Below are 16,485 nucleotides of genomic sequence, written 5' to 3'. Positions count from 1 at the left end.
GCATGCTTCTTCCGATTCTCGCCATCTGCATCGGCGCCTCGATCGGCGCACTGGCCCGCTGGGGCCTGGCCCTCTGGTTCGGCGTCGGCGGCCTCATGCCCTGGGGCACGCTGGCAGCCAACCTGATCGGCGGCTACCTCATCGGCCTGGCGGTCGCCACCTTCCAGCTGCTGCCCAATCTGGATCCGGTCTGGCGCCTCGCGCTCGTAACCGGCTTCCTCGGGGGCCTCACCACTTTCTCCAGCTTCTCGGCCGAAGTCACGACCATGCTGCTGGAAGGCAGGCTGGGCGTGGCGATGGTGACGGCAGCGGCCCATCTCGGCGGATCGCTTTTTCTCACCTGGCTCGGGATCCGCACGGTGCAGGCGTTCTCCTCCTGAATCGCATGAAAACCAGGTGAAAAACTGCCTTATGTCTTGCGGTTATAGATAAGGCTTTCCATAGGGTGCGCCGATAGAATCGACCCCAATGCCCCTGGTCTTTCTCGTCGCCCTCCCCTTCATTGCCAGCGTGCTGGCCGCGTTGATGCCGTCCAACGCGCGCAACAGGGAGTCGACGCTGGCGGGGCTGGTCGCGCTGGGCTGCGCCATCCAGGCCGCATGGTTCTTCCCGCAGATCGCCAACGGCGGCGTGCTGCGCCAGCAGATCGAATGGCTGCCGGCCCTGGGCCTCAACCTCGTGTTCCGCATGGACGGCTTCGCATGGCTGTTCTGCATGCTGGTGCTGGGCATCGGCGCGCTGGTGGTGCTGTATGCGCGCTACTACATGTCGGCCTCGGACCCGGTGCCGCGCTTCTTCTCGTTCTTCCTCGCGTTCATGGGCGCGATGATGGGCGTGGTGCTCTCGGGCAACCTCATCCAGATGGTGCTGTTCTGGGAGCTCACCAGCCTGTTCTCATTCCTGCTGATCGGCTACTGGCACCACCGCCGCGACGCACGGCGCGGCGCGCGCATGGCGCTCACCGTCACCGGCGCGGGCGGGCTGTGCCTGCTGGCCGGCGTGCTGGTGCTGGGCCGCATTACCGGCAGCTACGAGCTCGACAAGGTGCTGGCCTCGGGCGACCTCATCCGCTCGCATGAGCTCTATCCGGCGGCGCTCACGCTGATATTGCTGGGCGCCTTCACCAAGAGCGCGCAGTTCCCGTTCCACTTCTGGCTGCCGCGCGCCATGGCCGCGCCCACGCCGGTGTCGGCCTACCTGCACTCGGCCACCATGGTGAAGCTGGGCGTGTTCCTGATGGCGCGGCTGTGGCCCGTGCTCTCGGGCACCGAGCAGTGGTTCTGGATGGTGGGCGGCGCCGGCGCCATCACGCTGCTGCTGGGCGGCTTCATCGCCATGTTCCAGCGCGACCTGAAGGCGCTGCTGGCCTACTCCACCATCTCGCACCTCGGGCTCATCACGCTGCTGCTGGGCCTGAACAGCCCGCTCGCGGCGGTGGCGGCGGTCTTCCACGTGATGAACCACGCCACCTTCAAGGCCTCGCTCTTCATGGCGGCCGGCATCATCGACCACGAGACCGGCACGCGCGACATCCGCAAGCTCAGCGGCCTGATGCGGCTCATGCCGATCACCGGCACGCTGGCCATCATCGCCAGCGCCTCGATGGCCGGCGTGCCGCTGCTCAACGGCTTCCTCTCGAAGGAGATGTTCTTCGCGGAGACGGTGTTCATCCAGGCCACGCCGTGGGTCGACTTCAGCCTGCCGCTGATCGCCACGCTGGCCGGCATCTTCAGCGTGGCCTACTCGGCGCGATTCGTGTTCGACGTGTTCTTCGGCCCGCCCTGCGGCGACGAGGTGCCCAAGCATCCGCACGAGCCGCCGCACTGGATGCGGGTGCCGGTCGAGCTGCTGGTGCTGCTGTGCCTGGTGGTGGGCGTGGCGCCGGCATGGTCGGTCGGGCCGATGCTCGCGGCGGCCGCCACGCCTGTCGTCGGCGGCACGCTGCCCGAATACAGCCTGGCCGTATGGCACGGCTTCAACCTGCCGCTCCTGATGAGCTTCGTGGCGCTGGCGGGCGGCGCCGCGCTGTACCTGCTGCAGCGCCGCCAGCGCGCGCGCGGCGGCCTCGAGAACACGCCGCTGCTGCATCGCTTCGACGGCCAGGTCATCTTCGAGCACCTCATCGCGCTGCTGAGCGAGGCCGGCCGGCGCAGCCGCCGCCTCTTCGGCACCAAGCGCATGCAGTGGCAATTGCTGCTGCTGGTGGTGGTGGCCGTCGCGGGCGCAAGCGCTTCGCTGTGGCTCACGCCCGCCGCGCCCGGCACGCGCGAGCTGCTGCCCTTCTCGCCGATGTTCGCCATGACCTGGCTCATCGGCGGCACCTGCGCGGTGGCTGCCGCGTGGCAGGCCAAGTTCCACCGGCTGGCGGCGCTGATGCTGGCCGCGGGCGCGGGCCTGGTCTCGTGCGTCACCTACATCTGGTTCTCGGCCCCCGACCTCGCGCTGACCCAGTTGGTGGTCGAGGCCGTCACTACCGTGCTGATCCTGCTGGGCCTGCGCTGGCTGCCGATGCGCAGCAAGGACGTGGTGCAGCCCGCGCGCGCACGGCTCAAGCCCTGGGGACGCCGCGGCCGCGACCTGCTGATCGCCGCCATCGCGGGCAGCGGCATGGCCGCGCTGGCCTGGGCCATGATGACGCGCACCTTCCCGCAGAGCATCTCGCCCTTCTTCCTCGAGCGTGCGCTCACCGAGGGCGGCGGCACCAACGTGGTCAACGTGATGCTGGTCGACTTCCGCGGCTTCGACACCTTCGGCGAGATCACCGTGCTGGGCATCGTGGCGCTCACCGTGTATGCGCTGCTGCGGCGCTTCCGCCCCGCCATCGAATCGATGGCGCTGCCCATCCAGCAGCGGCTGCAGGCCGACGACGGCAGCAGCGACCTGCTGAACCCGCGCCGCGCCAAGGACACCGCCGTCGGCTACCTGATGGTGCCGGCCGTGCTGGTGCGCCTGCTGCTGCCGGTCTCGGTGCTGGTGTCGGTCTACTTCTTCATGCGCGGCCACAACGCGCCCGGCGGCGGCTTCGTCGCGGGGCTGGTGATGTCGGTCGCGCTGGTGCTGCAGTTCATCGTGTCGGGCACCGAGTGGGTGGAAGAGCACCTGCGCATCTACCCGCGCCGCTGGATCGCCATGGGCCTGCTGCTGGCCCTGGCCACCGGCGGCGGGGCGGTGGTCTTCGGCTACCCGTTCCTGACCACGCACACCGCGCACCTGCACCTGCCGCTGCTGGGCGAAGTCCACGTGCCGAGTGCCCTCTTCTTCGACATCGGCGTGTTCGCGCTGGTGCTCGGCGCCACCATGCTGATCCTGACCGCGCTGGCCCACCAGTCGATACGAAGCCACCGCTGGGCCGACGAGCAGGCTGAAAAAGAAGCCGAGGCTGCTGCTGCCACCGAGGGAGGAGCCAGCTGATGGAAATCGTGCTCGCACTCGCCATCGGCGTGCTCACCGGCTCGGGCGTCTACATGCTGCTGCGCCCGCGCACCTTCCAGGTCATCATGGGCCTGACGCTGATCTCGTACGCGGTCAATCTCTTCATCTTCAGCATGGGCCGGCTCAAAGTCGACAGCGAGCCGGTGCTCATCAAGGGCCTGGCCGCCACGCTGGCCAACACGGCCGACCCGATGCCGCAGGCGCTGGTGCTCACCGCCATCGTGATCGGCTTCGCGATGACGGCGCTCTTCCTCGTCGTGATGCTCGCCTCGCGCGGCCTCACCGGCACCGACCACGTGGACGGTGAAGAAAGGCAGGAGGCGGAGTGACAGAACTCTTCCATCTGCTCGACCGGCTGCTCGAGTTCAGCATGCCGCACCTGGTGGCGGTGCCGATCCTCGTGCCCATGCTCACGGCCGCGCTCATGCTGCTGCTGGGCGAGAACCGCCGGCGCGCCAAGTCGGCCCTGAGCGTGGTCTCGGGCCTCGTCGGCCTGCTGGCGGCGCTCGCGCTGCTGCGCTGGGTGAACGCACCCGACACCGGTGGCGGGCCGGGCTCCATCGGTGTCTACCTGCCGGGCAACTGGCGCGCGCCCTTCGGCATCGTGCTGGTGGCCGACCGGCTCTCGACCATGATGGTGGCGCTCACCGGCGTGGTCGCCTTCGCCGCGTCGATCTATTCCACCTCGCGCTGGGACCGCGCGGGCGTGCATTTCCACCCGCTGCTGCAGCTGCAGCTCATGGGCCTGAACGGCGCCTTCCTCACGGGCGACCTGTTCAACCTGTTCGTGTTCTTCGAGGTGATGCTCGCGGCCTCCTACGGCCTGCTGCTGCACGGCTCGGGCCGGCTGCGCGTGCAGGCGGGGCTGCACTACATCGCGATCAACCTCGCGGCGTCCTCGCTGTTCCTGATCGGCGCGGCCATCCTCTACGGCGTGACCGGCACGCTCAACATGGCCGACCTCGGCATGCGCATCGCCGAGCTCGCGCCAGGCGACCGCGGCCTGGTGCACGCGGCCACGGCCATCCTCTTCACCGCCTTCTTCGCCAAGGCCGGTGCGTGGCCGCTCAACTTCTGGCTGGTGCCGGCCTACGGATCGGCGGTCTCGCCGGTGGGCGCTGTGTTCGCACTGCTCACCAAGCTGGGCGTCTACACGATCCTGCGGCTTTGGACCGTGCTGTTCGCGCCCGACACCGGCGCATCGGCCGCCTTCGGCCAGCCGGTGCTGGTCGGCGCGGGCATCGCGACGCTGTTCGTGGCGGCCCTCGGCATCCTCGGCACGCAGCGGCTGTCGAACCTCGCGGGCTTCAGCGTGCTGATCTCGGCCGGCACGCTGCTCGCCGCGGTGGGGCTTGGGCAGCCGGCCGTGTGGGCCGGCGCGCTCTTCTACATGCTGAGTTCCACCCTCGCGGTGAGCGCCTTCTTCCTGCTGATCGACATGATCGAGCGCTGGCGCAATGCCGGCATGAGCGTGGCGCCGCACGAGGCCGCGGGCAACGCGCCGTTCCTGGCCGAGGACCTGAGCGCGCTGAGCGACGTGAACCTCGACGACGACGCGCAGGCGCTCTACGGCCGGGCGATCCCGGCCGGCGTCGCCTTCCTCGGCCTGAGCTTCATGATCTGCACGCTGCTGCTGACAGGCCTGCCGCCGCTGTCGGGCTTCGTCGGCAAGTTCGCGATGCTCTCGGGACTCATGGGCGGCAGCGGCGCCATCAGTACGGCCGGCTGGACCTTCCTGGTGCTGCTGATCGCCTCCGGCTTCCTCGCCCTGATCGCGCTGACCCGCACCGGCATCCGGCATTTCTGGACCCAGCCGCACGGCAACCTCCCTTCGCTGCCAGCGCTCGAGGTGCTGCCGGTGGCCGGGCTGATCGTGACCTGCATCGCGCTCACCGTCTGGGCCGAACCAGTGCTGCGCCATGCGATGGCCACCGCCGAGGGCCTGCGCACGCCTGCTGCATACCGTGCGGCGGTCATGGAGGCGCGGCAAGTGCCCAACCCTGCGCCCGCCGCCAAAGCCGAAGGAAAGGGCGCCGCGCCATGAAACGCCTGATCCCCTCCCCGCCCCTGTCCCTCGCGCTGTTGGTCATCTGGCTTCTGCTCAACCAGTCGCTCGAGGCCAGCACGCTGCTCTCGGGCGTGCTGCTCGCCATTGCCGTGCCGCTGCTGACCAAGGGACTGCGGCCCGCCACGGTGCGCATGCGCCGGCCCGGCGTGGCGCTGCGGCTGTGCGCCGTCGTGCTCTACGACATGTCGATGTCGGTGTTCGCGGTGTCGCGCGCGCTGCTCACGCGCCGCAGCGAGCACATCCAGGCGAGCTTCCTGCGCATTCCGCTCGACATGCGCGATCCCAACGGTCTCGCGGTGCTCTCGATGATCATGTGCCTCACGCCCGGCACCGCCTGGGGCGAGGTGGCCTTCGACCGCAGCACCCTGCTGATCCACGTGTTCGACCTCGAGGACGAGGCGGCCTTCATCGCGCAGATCAAGAGCCGCTACGAACGTCCGCTGATGGAGATCTTCGAATCATGACGCCCATCCTTTTCTGGTCGCTCAAGTTCGCGCTGTTCCTGCTGGCGGTGGCGATGCTCTGCGCCGTCGCGCGCCTGCTGATCGGCCCTTCCGCGCAAGACCGCGTGATGGCGCTGGACTGCCTCTACATCAACGGCATGCTGATGATGCTGGTGCTGGGCATCGTCTACGCGAGCGACGTGTACTTCGCCGCCGCGATGCTGATCGCGCTGTTCGGCTTCGTGAGCTCGACGGCGATGGCCAAGTTTTTGCTGCGCGGGGAGGTGATCGAATGAACGATTTCATCTTGGGCCCGCTGCCGCTGTGGGCCGAGATCGTCACCGCCGTCTTCGCGGTGCTGGGCGCGGCCTTCGCCGCCATCGGCTCCTTCGGGCTTGTGCGGCTGCCGACCTTCTTCCGCCGCATCCACGCGCCCACGCTGGGCGCCACGGGTGGCGTGTGGTCGATGACGGTCGCCACCATCGTGTACTTCTCGGTGCAGGGCCACAGCCTCTCGCTGCATGGAGTGCTGATCGTGCTGTTCGTGGCCCTGACCACGCCGGTCACCACCATCTTCCTGATGCGCGCCGCCCTGTTCCGCGAACGGCAGAAGAATGGCGAGGTGCCGCCGCCCTCGCCTTCGGACCAGGGACCGATCCCGCCCTACGAGGGCTGATAGAAAAAAGGCTGCAGCGAAGTCAAGCGGCCAGCAGCCGCTCCTTGGCCTGCGCCACTTCCATCTCGCGCGGCAGCGTCACCGCGTTCTTCACCGCAAGAATCTCCGCCATCACGCTCACCGCGATCTCCGGCGGCGTCTTGCTGCCGATGTAGATGCCGATGGGCCCGCGCAGCCGCGCGAGCGATTCCTCGGTCTGGTCGAAGTGCTCGATCATGCGCTCGCGCCGCGCGTCGGCATTGCGCCGCGAACCGATGGCGCCGACGTAGAAGGCCTCGCTCTGCAGCGCTTCCAGCAGTGCGAGGTCGTCGAGCTTCGGGTCGTGCGTGAGCGCAACCACGCAGCTGCGGCGGTCGGGCCTGAAGGCGGTCACCGCGTCGTCGGGCATGTCGGTCGTGATGTGCACGCCGGGCAGCGACCACGCGGTGCGGTACTCGGCGCGCGGATCGCACAGCGTGACCGCGAAGCCGCTGAACTTGGCCATGGTGGCGAGGTACTCGGCGAGCTGGCCGGCGCCGATCAGCAGCATGCGGTACTCGGGGCCGAAGGTGTTCGTCAGCTCGGTGTCGTTCACCGTGAGCTCGTCGGGTGCCGTCGCCTCCGCCAGCCGCACCGCGCCGGTGGCGAGCGTCACCGTGCGCTGCATGAGCCTGCCCTGCTCGAGCTGTGCCACCAGCAGCTCGAGCGAGCCGGCATCGGGGGCGTATTCGAGCAGCAGCTCCAGCGTGCCGCCGCAGGGCAGCCCGAAGCGGTGTGCCTCGTCGGCGGTGATGCCGTACTTCACGAGCGCGGGGGGCGCGCCCAGCGGCACGTCTTCGGCCTTTCCGTGGGCGTGGCTGTAGCGCGCGATCAGGTCGTCCTCGATGCAGCCGCCCGAGACCGACCCCACCATCGCGCCGTCTTCCGCGAGGGCCATGATCGAGCCCACCGGCCGGGGCGACGAGCCCCAGGTTCGCACCACCGTCGCCAGCAGCGCGCGCTTGCCGGCACGCCGCCAGTCGCGCAGCGTGCGCAGCACCATGACGTCGAGGTTTTCCATGACAGTGCTGTCCGGCGTGTCAGGCGGCGTCGCCGCCCGGTGCGGCGGGCGCGTCCTTGTCGTCCTTCTTGCCGAGGCCGATCTTCTTCATGAGGCCGGACATCATCCCCGCCTTCTCGGCAGGCGGCTCGGCGGCTTCCGCCGCGGGCGCGGGCGGCGGGCCGTAGCGGCTCTGCATCTCGGCCTCGAAGCGCTTGAAGAAGTCGTCGGCCGTGGACTTGGCGGCGCCGTCGATCAGGCGCTGGCCGAGCTGGGCGATCTTGCCGCCGACCTGGGCCTGCACGGTGTAGTCGAGCTCGCAGCCTGCGGCGGGAGCAGGCGGTGTGGCGGCATCCGCCTCGTGCGCGATGCCAGCGTCCGCCGATGCGGCAATAGCAACAGGCGCTTCAGCCGCCACGGGCTTGAGCGTGACGCTCGAGGAGCCCTTGGCGAATCCGGCCACGCCGCCCTGCCCTTCGAAGGTGAGCTTGTAGCCGTCGGGCGCCACGATGTCCGACAGCAGCACCTTGCCGTTGAACTTGGCCGAGACCGGGCCGATCTTCACCGCCAGCGCGACGCTGTACTGGTTGTCGCCCGTGAGCTCGAACTTGTCGCAGCCGGGAATGCACTTCTTCAGTGTTTCCGGATCGTTGAGCGCTTCCCAGGCCTGTTGTTGGGTGACGCCGAGGCGGCGGTTTCCGAGCATTTCCATGGTGGGTTTCCTTTGTCTTCCTTCCCGTGCGCCGCTAGCGGCCCGACCGCATCAGGGCGGCAAGGCTCGCTGCGAGCTGTTCGAGTGCGCTGAGATTGTGAACCGCCAGCATCGCGTCCGCTTGCCGGTGCAATACGGCGGCCCCACGCGCCAGAGGGGCGTAGCCCTCGAAGCGCAGCAGGGGGTTGAGCCACAGCAGTCGGCGCGAATGGCGCTTGAGCCACTGCAGCTCCTGCTCCAGCAGCGAGGGCTCGCCGGTGTCGAGGCCGTCGCTGATCACCAGCACCAGCGTGCGGCGGCCGGTCAGGCGACGGGCGTGCGCGCGGCGCAGCTCGGCCAGCGAGGCGCCGAAGCGGGTGCCGCCCGCGAAGTCGTCGATAGCGAGGCTGGCGGCGCCCAGCATCGCGTCGGTGTCGGCCAGTCTGAAGGCAGGCGTCAGGTCGGTCAGCCGGGTGCCGAAGGCGAACACGTCGCGCCGGCCGGCCCGCCGGGTCGCGGCATGCAAAAAGGCCAGCAGCAGGCGCGCATAGCGCTCCATCGAGCCGGAGACGTCGACCAGCACCAGCAGCGGCAACGGCTGCTCGCGCCGGGCAAGCCTGGGCAGACGCATGATCTCGCCGCCGGTGCGCGCCGCCTCGTGCAGCACGCCCGGCCAGTGCATGCGCGCATGCTGGCGGCCCGCGTCGCCGGCCACGCGCAGGCGGCGCGACGGCAGTTCGGGAATGGGCAGGCGGATGTCGCGCGCGAGCCGCTCGACCAGCCGGTATTCGGCGGCGCCGAGCGCATTGAAGTCGGCATGCTGCAGGCGCTGCCTGTCGCTCGAGGTCATGGCGGCATCGAACTCGATCTCGCGGTCGGGCTTGGCCGGCTCCACCGGCTTGGCGAGGGTGCGCGGCGCGCTGAGGGCTTCGCGCACGCGCGGACGACGCTTCGAGGGCTCGGCCTTGCCTTCGGCGCTCGGCAGCATCTGGGCGAGCAGCTTGTTGGCCAGTTCCGGGTCGCGGAACCAGGCATCGAAGAGTTCGCGGAACACCATGCGGTCCTGCTCGCGGCTGACCATCACCGCCTCCATGGCGGCACTCAGGTCGAGCTTGTCTTCCACGCCCACCAGCGTGGCGGCCTCGGCGGCCAGCGCGATGCGCATGGCGTCGGTGCGAACGCCCGCACGGCGCAGTGCCCGGCCGAACGCGGCGATATTGCCCGCCAGCTTGCCGCTGCGGACGTCGCCGAGTTGCTGCACGCCAGTGGTTGCCATCGACAACTCACGCCTCGGGCTTGAGCAGGTCCGACGCCAGCTCCTGCGTGAGCGCGGCCACGTCGTCGCGCTGCTTGAACAGGATGCCGGCGGTGTCGACCACCACCTCGGGATCGAGCTCCACGGTGTCGAGCGCAATCAGCGCCCTCACCCACTCGACGCTCTCCGCGATGCCGGGCGCGCGCTGGAAGGCGTTGGCGAAAGGCGCCTCGCGCAGCCGCGCGACGAAGGCGGCCACCTGGGCCGACAGCTTTTCGCCGGCCTCGGGCACCTGCGCACGCACGATGGCGAGCTCACGCTCGCGCTCCGGGTAGTCGAGCCAGTGATAGAGGCAGCGGCGCTTGACCGCATCGTTGAGCTCGCGCGTGCGGTTGCTCGTGAGGATGGTGACGGGTGGCGCCACCGCCCGCACCGTGCCCAGCTCGGGAATGCTCACCTGGTACTCGCCCAGGTACTCGAGCAGGAAGGCCTCGAAGGGCTCGTCGGCACGATCGACCTCGTCGATCAGCAGCACGGCACCCGGCAGCGGGGTCTGCAGTGCCTGCAGCAGCGGCCGGCGGATCAGGTAGTGCGGCTGGTAGACCTCGGCCTCCACGTCGCGCGCCGCGCCGGTGGCCTCGGCCGCGCGCATGTGCAGCAACTGCGCGGCGTAGTTCCATTCGTAGAGCGCCTCGCGCTGCTCCAGGCCGTCGTAGCACTGCAGGCGCAGCAGCTCGCGGCCCAGCGCCGTCGAAAGCGCCTTCGCCAGTTCGGTCTTGCCGACGCCGGGTTCGCCTTCGAGCAGCAGCGGGCGCTGCAGCTTCAGCGCGAGGAACACGGCCGTGGCCAGCCGGCGGTCGGCGAAGTAGCCGGCCTGCATGAGTCCGGCGGAAAGGGAGTCGATGCTCGGGAAGATCATGGCGAAGCGTAGCGGAAGACGCGAGGCTGTCGCGTCTTCCGATGAGCAGGCAAAGCAAGCGCCCCGGGCTTCCTCAGCCCAGGGCCTTGGTGACTGCGCGTTGGGTCAGCACGCTGATCAGGTTGGCCCGATACGCGGCCGAGGCATGCAGGTCGCTGTTGAGGTCGCTCGCATCGATCTTCACGGCCGTGGCTGCTGCGGCCGTGAAGCTCTTGTTGAGCGCGTCTTCCAGCCCCGCATGGCGGAACACGCCGTTGCCCGCGCCGGTGACCGCCACGCGCACGCCGCTGTCGTACTGCGCGAGGAACACGCCGACCAGCGGGAAGTTCGACGCCTTCTGGCGCAGCTTCTCGTACACGGCGCGCTTCGGAATCGGGAAGCGGATCGCGGTGATCAGCTCGTCGTCTTCCAGTGCCGTGGTGAAGAGGCCGAGGAAGAAGTCGTCGGCGGCGATCTCGCGCTTCGAGGTGACGATGGTCGCGCCCGAGGCCAGCACCGCGCTGGGGTAGCACGCGGCCGGGTCGTTGTTGGCCACCGAGCCGCCGATGGTGCCCATCGCGCGCACCTGGCGGTCGCCGATGCGCGAGGCCAGGTCGGCCAGCGCCGGGTAGGCGGCCTTCACGTCGGCGTTGTTCGCCACGTCGAGGTGGCGCGACATGGCTCCGATGGTGATGGCACTGCCGTTCTTCGCGATGCCGGTGAGTTCCTTGATGCCGCTCAGGTCCACGAGCTGTTCGGGGGCCGAGAGGCGCAGCTTCATGGAAGCCAGCAGGGTCTGTCCGCCGGCCAGCGGCTTGGCGCCGGAGGCCACGAGTCTTGCCGCGTCGGCCACCGAGGCGGGCCGTTCGAGTGTGAAGGCATACATGGTGTGATTCCTTCTTTGTTCTAGTTCAGGGGTTGGCGGCTGCGGCCTGCATCGCTTCCCACACGCGGGCGGGCGAAGCAGGCATGTCGAAATCCTTGACGCCCAGCGGCGCCAGCGCGTCGAGCACGGCATTGATCACGGCCGGTGGCGAGCCGATGGCCCCCGCCTCGCCGCAGCCCTTGGTGCCCAGCGGGTTGTGCGTGCACGGGGTGCACACGGTGTCCAGCTTGAACTGCGGGAAGTCGCCGGCGCGCGGCATGGCGTAGTCCATGAAGCTGCCGGTGAGCAGCTGGCCGGTTTCCTTGTCGTAGACGCAGTTCTCCAGCAGCGCCTGGCCGATGCCCTGCACCAGCCCGCCGTGCACCTGGCCCTCGACGATCATCGGGTTGATGATGGTGCCGAAGTCGTCCACGGCGGTGAAGCGGTCGACCCTGACCTCGCCGGTCTGCCTGTCGACCTCGACTTCGCAGATGTAGGTGCCGCCCGGGAAGGTGAAGTTGGTCGGGTCGTAGAAGGCGGTCTCGTTCAGGCCCGGCTCGAGCTTGTCGAGCGGGTAGTTGTGCGGCACGTAGGCCGTGAGCGCCACCTGGCCGAACGGGATCTTCTTGTCGGTGCCCTTGACCGTGAACTCGCCGTTGGCGAACTCGACGTCGGCGTCGCTCGCCTCCATCAGGTGCGCGGCGATCTTCCTGGCCTTGGTCTCGATCTTGTCGAGCGCCTTCATGATGGCCGCGCCGCCCACCGAGATGGAGCGCGAGCCGTAGGTGCCCATGCCGAATGGCACGCGGCCGGTGTCGCCGTGCACCACGTCGACGTTCTCCACCGGAATGCCCAGCCGCGCCGCCACCACTTGGGCGAAGGTGGTTTCATGCCCTTGCCCGTGGCTGTGCGAGCCGGTGAACACCGTCACGCTGCCGGTCGGGTGCACGCGGATCTCGCCGCACTCGAACAGGCCCGCACGCGCGCCGAGCGCACCCGCGATGTTCGAAGGCGCGATACCGCAGGCTTCGATGTAGCTCGAATACCCGATGCCGCGCAGCTTGCCCTTGCCTTCGCTCGCCGTCTTGCGCGCCGCATAGCCGTCGACTTCGGCGAGCACCCGGGCCTTGTCCATGCAGGCGTGGAAGTCGCCGGTGTCGTACTGCAGCGCCACCGGCGTCTGGTACGGGAAGGCGGTGATGAAGTTGCGCTTGCGGATCTCGTCCTGCCCCAGGTTCATTTCCCAGGCGCAGCGCGACACCAGCCGCTCCAGCAGGTAGGTGGCCTCGGGCCGGCCCGCCCCGCGGTAGGCATCGACCGGCGCGGTGTTGGTGAACCAGGCATCCACCTCGACGTAGATCTGCGGCGTGGTGTACTGGCCCGCCAGCAGCGTGGCGTAGAGGATGGTGGGTACTGCCGTCGAGAAGGTCGACAGGTAGGCGCCCAGGTTGGCGTCGGTGTGCACGCGCAGCGCGAGGAACTTGCCGTCCTTGTCCATCGCCATCTCGGCGTGGCTCACGTGGTCGCGGCCGTGCGCGTCGGACAGGAAGCACTCCGAGCGGTCGGCCGTCCACTTGATGTTGCGGTTGAGCTGCCGGGCCGCCCAGGTCAGGCATACGTCTTCCGCATACAGGAAGATCTTGGAGCCGAAGCCGCCGCCCACGTCGGGCGCGATCACGCGAACCTTGTGCTCGGGCAGGCCCAGCACGAAGGCCGTCATCAGCAGGCGCTCGACGTGCGGGTTCTGGTTGGACACGTACAGCGTGTAGTCGTCGCCCGCGCGGTTGTAGCTGCCGATGGCCACGCGCGGCTCGATGGGGTTGGGCACCAGCCGGTTGTTGACCAGGTCGAGCTTGGTCACGTGCGCCGCGCCGGCGAACACCGCATCGACCGCCGCCTTGTCGCCCAGCGCCCACTTGTAGCACTGGTTGTCGGGCGCTTCGTCGTGCAGAGTGACGCCGCCGGCCTTCTTCGCCGCGTCGGCAACGCTCACGAGCGCGGGGAGCACGTCGTAGTCGACCACCACCGCCTCGGCCGCGTTCTTCGCCTGCTCGACCGTCTCGGCCACCACCATGGCCACGTGGTCGCCCACGTAGCGCACCTTCTTGATGGCCAGGATCGGGTGCATCGGCTCCTTCATGGGAGTGCCGTCGGGGTTGTTGATGAGCCAGCCGCAGGGCAGCCCGCCCATCTTTCCCTCGATGTCCTTGCCGCTGAAGATGCCGATCACGCCGGGCATCTTCAGCGCCTCGGCGGTGTCGACCGACTTGATGGCGGCGTGGGCGTGCGGCGAGCGCACGAAGACCGCATGGCTCTGGTTGGCCAGCGTGATGTCGTCGGTGTAGTTGCCCGCGCCGGTGAGGAAGCGGTAGTCCTCCTTGCGCCGTACCGCCTCGCCGATGTGGGGCAGGTTCGAGAAATCGGAAGCGCCCATGTCGCTCTCCTCAGGCCGCGGCCGTTGCCTTGACGGGGGTGCCCGAGGCCATGGCCTCGCCGCCCATCTTCACTGCCTTGACGATGTTCTGGTAGCCCGTGCAGCGGCACAGGTTGCCGTCGAGCAGTTCGCGGATCTCGGACTCGCTCGACTTGGGGTGGTGGGTGCACAGGTCGATGGCGCTCATGACCATGCCCGGGGTGCAGAAGCCGCACTGCAGGCCGTGGCACTCCTTGAAGGCCGCCTGCATGGGATGCATGGTGCCGTCCGCCTCCGCGATGCCCTCGATGGTGGTGATGTCGGCGCCGGCTGCCTGGGCCACCAGCACATTGCACGACTTGACGGCCCTGCCGTTGACGTGGACGGTGCAGGCGCCGCACTGGGCGGTGTCGCAGCCGACGTGGGTTCCGGTGAGATGGAGATGCTCGCGCAGCGCGTGTACGAGGAAGGTGTTGGGAGGAGCGTCGACCGTGACCTGGCGGCCGTTGACCTTGAAAGCGACCTGCATTTGGCTGTCTCCGTAAAAGGTGATGGCTATTTCAGCGAAGGCATCTTGGATGCCGACCTTTCGCACTATCCTAGGCAAAACCCTTGACACTTGCACAGACCGCGCGAAATTCTCAAAATGAAACAGCTTGCCATCCGGCGGGCCAGGAAAAGCCTGCATACATGCGCGAAAAACCACGATGTCTGTATCAATCGTTTCGCAGCCTCCTGAGCGTTCCCTGGCCATTGCCCAAGCCCGCCGCGAACTGATCGAAGGCGAGTCGCTACCCCGCGCGCGCGGCGCCGCCTGCATCGATTCGTGGATCACCCGCTCCTGGCAGCGCTGCATCGAGGCCGGCCGCCGGCCCCAGCAGCGCGTCAGCTTCGAGCCGGTGAGCCGGTCGGCCAGCATCGACATCGCCGAGCGCAACCGGGCACTGGTCGCGGCGGCCCGACCGGTCATCGACCAGCTCTCCCGCGCCATCGCCGACACCCGCTATTTCGCCGTTCTCACCGATGCCCAGGGCATCGTGGTCGACGTGGGCAACCTGCCCGACGGCACCGATGCCGCAAGCCGCTACGCGCGCGACATCGGACGCATCGGCGTCGATCTTTCGGAGCGCGCCATCGGCACCAGCGCCATCGGCACCGCGCTGGCGGAGCAGGAATCGGTGTGGCTGCACCGCGGCGAGCATTTCTTCGACGACACCAGCGTCTACAGCTGCGCCGGCGCTCCGCTCTTCGGTCCCCTGGGCGACTGCATCGGCATGCTCGACCTGACCGGCGTGCAGGTGGTGGAGCGGCCCGAGCTACGCCACCTGGCCACCCTTTCGGCGCGCAACATCGAGAACATGCTGGTGATGCGCGAGCCCTGCGAACTGCTGCTGCACCTGGCATGGCCCGGCGGTTCGGGCAGCGAGGCCACTGAAGGGCTCCTGTGCATCGACGCCGCGGGCACCGTCACCGGCGCCAACGCGGCTGCGCGGCAGATGCTTCACCAGCCGCTGCCGCGCAGCGAACACGCATTGAACTTCAACGACCTGTTCGCACTGCCCCTTCACATGATGTTCGACGCGGCCCGTCGCGGCGACGCGGTGCTCGAGGTTCCGCTGTGGTCGGGCCTGCGTGTGCAGGTGCGGCCCCAGCGCGGCGGTGCCGCCGGCACGTCCACCGCAAACGTTTCCGCCGACAGCCGGCCCAGGCTGCGCGATGTCGAAACCGCGCTGATCCGCAAGGCGGTGGCCGATGCACGCGGCAATGTGGCGGAGGCCGCGCGCACCTTGGGCATCAGCCGCGCGACCGTCTACCGCAAGCTGTGGCGCGGGCGGCCTGCCGGGGCGCCGGACTGAAGCAGGCCCCGGCCGTTCAGCCTTCGTTCAGGCGCCGACCGGCACCTTGTCCAGGAAGCCCGTCACCGAACGCAGCTTGCCCGCATCGACCTGCGCGAAGTCGGTGCCCTGGATCAAATCTTCGGCACCGCTGGGCCCCAGCGTCCACGAGAAGCGCAGGTGATCGCCATGCGAGTCGGCCTTGCCCAGCAGGTTGAAGCGGAAGCCCGGGTAGCGCTGGTGCACCGCGCCGACCAGCGCGCTGATCTGCTCGTGCCCGCTGGCCTGCGTGATCGGATCGACGTAGCGCGCGTCGGCGGTCCATCCGGCTTCGATCAGCGCCGCGCGACGTGCGGCGTCGGTTTCATTCCAGACGGCGATGTAGCGTTGGGCAATCGCGGTGGCGTCGTGTGCGGCGGTGTTCATGGTGACCATTCCTTTCGGTGTTCAGACCCGCAACATCGCGGGGTGAGGGAATGGTCGCGTCGCACGCGATCAGCGTCGATGACCTCTCAGGTCATGGAATGCGGCTGCCGTAGCGGATGCTCTTGAGTTCGCCGTTCTGGAACAGCAGCATCGTCTCGAACTGCCCCGAACCCGGCCGGTAGGTCCACTCCTCGCTCTGGTCGCAATTGCTGTTGTTGTTGACGATGACGGTCTTGCTTCCGGTGGAGGAAGCCGGCGGCACGATCACCTGCGGGTTCGGGTCGGGCCTGGCGCAGAAGCTGTCCTTGAACACCGGCTCGCCGCACTTCTGCAGGATGGTGAACTTGGAATCGCCCCTCTGCGCGAAGTCGCGATTGCAGTTGAGGGTCTGGGCCTGTGCCGGCGCGGCGCATGCAAGCGCCATCAGGATCGCGGGCAGGGACAGCAGGGATCGCTTCACGGTGT

17 protein-coding genes are annotated in these 16,485 nt (G+C 68.7%); 8 read left to right on the top strand and 9 right to left on the bottom strand.

Annotated elements, in window-relative coordinates; translation table 11 throughout:
• Nucleotides 1-2: 2 nt before the first annotated feature.
• The 7 genes from crcB to mnhG all read left to right on the top strand — a co-directional run bounded on the left by crcB (nucleotide 3) and on the right by mnhG (nucleotide 6,619).
• A complete protein-coding gene (gene crcB / locus SFB74_RS09830) occupies nucleotides 3-380 on the top strand; it encodes a fluoride efflux transporter CrcB (RefSeq protein ID WP_432730616.1) in 378 nt (125 codons plus the stop codon).
• Nucleotides 381-468: 88 nt separating this feature from the next.
• Nucleotides 469-3,411, top strand: coding sequence for a monovalent cation/H+ antiporter subunit A (locus tag SFB74_RS09825; protein WP_432730615.1), 2,943 nt, complete (start codon nucleotides 469-471; stop codon nucleotides 3,409-3,411).
• A complete protein-coding gene (locus tag SFB74_RS09820; protein ID WP_432730614.1) occupies nucleotides 3,411-3,761 on the top strand; it encodes a Na+/H+ antiporter subunit C in 351 nt (116 codons plus the stop codon). The genes SFB74_RS09825 and SFB74_RS09820 overlap by 1 nt, the downstream gene beginning before the upstream one ends.
• 41 nt (nucleotides 3,762-3,802) lie before the next feature.
• A complete protein-coding gene (locus SFB74_RS09815) occupies nucleotides 3,803-5,476 on the top strand; it encodes a monovalent cation/H+ antiporter subunit D (protein ID WP_432731905.1) in 1,674 nt (557 codons plus the stop codon).
• Nucleotides 5,473-5,964, top strand: a complete 492-nt coding sequence (locus SFB74_RS09810; protein WP_432730613.1) for a Na+/H+ antiporter subunit E — start codon at nucleotides 5,473-5,475, stop codon at nucleotides 5,962-5,964. Before SFB74_RS09815 ends, SFB74_RS09810 begins: the two co-directional genes overlap by 4 nt.
• Nucleotides 5,961-6,239: a K+/H+ antiporter subunit F gene (locus SFB74_RS09805; protein WP_019654754.1), complete on the top strand. Its 279-nt coding sequence runs from the start codon at nucleotides 5,961-5,963 to the stop codon at nucleotides 6,237-6,239. The genes SFB74_RS09810 and SFB74_RS09805 overlap by 4 nt, the downstream gene beginning before the upstream one ends.
• Entirely contained in the window at nucleotides 6,236-6,619 is a 384-nt protein-coding gene (mnhG, locus tag SFB74_RS09800; protein ID WP_432730612.1) for a monovalent cation/H(+) antiporter subunit G, read from the top strand. The genes SFB74_RS09805 and mnhG overlap by 4 nt, the downstream gene beginning before the upstream one ends.
• 22 nt (nucleotides 6,620-6,641) lie before the next feature.
• On the opposite strand, the gene SFB74_RS09795 is transcribed toward mnhG, so the two are convergent.
• The 7 genes from SFB74_RS09795 to SFB74_RS09765 all read right to left on the bottom strand — a co-directional run bounded on the left by SFB74_RS09795 (nucleotide 6,642) and on the right by SFB74_RS09765 (nucleotide 14,288).
• Nucleotides 6,642-7,658 carry an XdhC family protein gene (locus tag SFB74_RS09795; protein ID WP_432730611.1) on the bottom strand — a complete coding sequence of 339 codons (1,017 nt, stop codon included), beginning with the start codon at nucleotides 7,656-7,658 and terminating at the stop codon, nucleotides 6,642-6,644.
• 19 nt (nucleotides 7,659-7,677) lie between these two features.
• Entirely contained in the window at nucleotides 7,678-8,349 is a 672-nt protein-coding gene (locus SFB74_RS09790; RefSeq protein ID WP_432730610.1) for a CoxG family protein, read from the bottom strand.
• 34 nt (nucleotides 8,350-8,383) lie between these two features.
• Entirely contained in the window at nucleotides 8,384-9,604 is a 1,221-nt protein-coding gene (locus SFB74_RS09785) for a vWA domain-containing protein (RefSeq protein WP_432730609.1), read from the bottom strand.
• A 7-nt stretch (nucleotides 9,605-9,611) separates the two neighbouring features.
• Nucleotides 9,612-10,502: an AAA family ATPase gene (locus SFB74_RS09780; protein ID WP_432730607.1), complete on the bottom strand. Its 891-nt coding sequence runs from the start codon at nucleotides 10,500-10,502 to the stop codon at nucleotides 9,612-9,614.
• A 73-nt stretch (nucleotides 10,503-10,575) separates the two neighbouring features.
• Nucleotides 10,576-11,367 (bottom strand): FAD binding domain-containing protein, encoded by a 792-nt coding sequence (locus SFB74_RS09775; protein ID WP_432730606.1) that lies wholly within the window; start codon nucleotides 11,365-11,367, stop codon nucleotides 10,576-10,578.
• 25 nt (nucleotides 11,368-11,392) lie between these two features.
• On the bottom strand, nucleotides 11,393-13,780 hold the full coding sequence (locus SFB74_RS09770; RefSeq protein WP_432730604.1) for a xanthine dehydrogenase family protein molybdopterin-binding subunit: 2,388 nt from the start codon (nucleotides 13,778-13,780) through the stop codon (nucleotides 11,393-11,395).
• Nucleotides 13,781-13,790: 10 nt separating this feature from the next.
• Nucleotides 13,791-14,288, bottom strand: a complete 498-nt coding sequence (locus tag SFB74_RS09765; RefSeq protein WP_126022897.1) for a (2Fe-2S)-binding protein — start codon at nucleotides 14,286-14,288, stop codon at nucleotides 13,791-13,793.
• Between the two features lie 178 nt (nucleotides 14,289-14,466).
• Here SFB74_RS09765 and SFB74_RS09760 point away from each other — a divergent pair, with 178 nt between their 5' ends.
• Nucleotides 14,467-15,615 (top strand): helix-turn-helix domain-containing protein, encoded by a 1,149-nt coding sequence (locus SFB74_RS09760; RefSeq protein WP_432730603.1) that lies wholly within the window; start codon nucleotides 14,467-14,469, stop codon nucleotides 15,613-15,615.
• A gap of 27 nt (nucleotides 15,616-15,642) precedes the next feature.
• On the opposite strand, the gene SFB74_RS09755 is transcribed toward SFB74_RS09760, so the two are convergent.
• Both SFB74_RS09755 and SFB74_RS09750 read right to left on the bottom strand, forming a co-directional pair.
• The gene (locus tag SFB74_RS09755; protein WP_432730602.1) at nucleotides 15,643-16,020 is read right to left on the bottom strand and encodes a nuclear transport factor 2 family protein; all 378 of its coding nucleotides are present in this window, start codon (nucleotides 16,018-16,020) and stop codon (nucleotides 15,643-15,645) included.
• 91 nt (nucleotides 16,021-16,111) lie between these two features.
• Nucleotides 16,112-16,480, bottom strand: a complete 369-nt coding sequence (locus SFB74_RS09750; RefSeq protein ID WP_432730601.1) for a DUF2845 domain-containing protein — start codon at nucleotides 16,478-16,480, stop codon at nucleotides 16,112-16,114.
• Between the last annotated feature and the right edge of the window lie 5 nt (nucleotides 16,481-16,485).

Source organism: Variovorax xiamenensis, assembly GCF_050916385.1.
Lineage (GTDB): Bacteria > Pseudomonadota > Gammaproteobacteria > Burkholderiales > Burkholderiaceae_C > Variovorax.
This window is presented reverse-complemented; position numbering and strand designations above follow the sequence as displayed.

Excerpts from the sequence above, each read along its gene's own strand:
- crcB (WP_432730616.1), top strand. The coding sequence starts at position 3 with ATGCTTCTTCCGATTCTCGCCATCTGCATCGGCGCCTCGATCGGCGCA.
- SFB74_RS09825 (WP_432730615.1), top strand. The coding sequence starts at position 469 with ATGCCCCTGGTCTTTCTCGTCGCCCTCCCCTTCATTGCCAGCGTGCTG.
- SFB74_RS09820 (WP_432730614.1), top strand. The coding sequence starts at position 3,411 with ATGGAAATCGTGCTCGCACTCGCCATCGGCGTGCTCACCGGCTCGGGC.
- SFB74_RS09815 (WP_432731905.1), top strand. The coding sequence starts at position 3,803 with ATGCCGCACCTGGTGGCGGTGCCGATCCTCGTGCCCATGCTCACGGCC.
- SFB74_RS09810 (WP_432730613.1), top strand. The coding sequence starts at position 5,473 with ATGAAACGCCTGATCCCCTCCCCGCCCCTGTCCCTCGCGCTGTTGGTC.
- SFB74_RS09805 (WP_019654754.1), top strand. The coding sequence starts at position 5,961 with ATGACGCCCATCCTTTTCTGGTCGCTCAAGTTCGCGCTGTTCCTGCTG.
- mnhG (WP_432730612.1), top strand. The coding sequence starts at position 6,236 with ATGAACGATTTCATCTTGGGCCCGCTGCCGCTGTGGGCCGAGATCGTC.
- SFB74_RS09795 (WP_432730611.1), bottom strand. The coding sequence starts at position 7,658 with ATGGAAAACCTCGACGTCATGGTGCTGCGCACGCTGCGCGACTGGCGG.
- SFB74_RS09790 (WP_432730610.1), bottom strand. The coding sequence starts at position 8,349 with ATGGAAATGCTCGGAAACCGCCGCCTCGGCGTCACCCAACAACAGGCC.
- SFB74_RS09785 (WP_432730609.1), bottom strand. The coding sequence starts at position 9,604 with ATGGCAACCACTGGCGTGCAGCAACTCGGCGACGTCCGCAGCGGCAAG.
- SFB74_RS09780 (WP_432730607.1), bottom strand. The coding sequence starts at position 10,502 with ATGATCTTCCCGAGCATCGACTCCCTTTCCGCCGGACTCATGCAGGCC.
- SFB74_RS09775 (WP_432730606.1), bottom strand. The coding sequence starts at position 11,367 with ATGTATGCCTTCACACTCGAACGGCCCGCCTCGGTGGCCGACGCGGCA.
- SFB74_RS09770 (WP_432730604.1), bottom strand. The coding sequence starts at position 13,780 with ATGGGCGCTTCCGATTTCTCGAACCTGCCCCACATCGGCGAGGCGGTA.
- SFB74_RS09765 (WP_126022897.1), bottom strand. The coding sequence starts at position 14,288 with ATGCAGGTCGCTTTCAAGGTCAACGGCCGCCAGGTCACGGTCGACGCT.
- SFB74_RS09760 (WP_432730603.1), top strand. The coding sequence starts at position 14,467 with ATGTCTGTATCAATCGTTTCGCAGCCTCCTGAGCGTTCCCTGGCCATT.
- SFB74_RS09755 (WP_432730602.1), bottom strand. The coding sequence starts at position 16,020 with ATGAACACCGCCGCACACGACGCCACCGCGATTGCCCAACGCTACATC.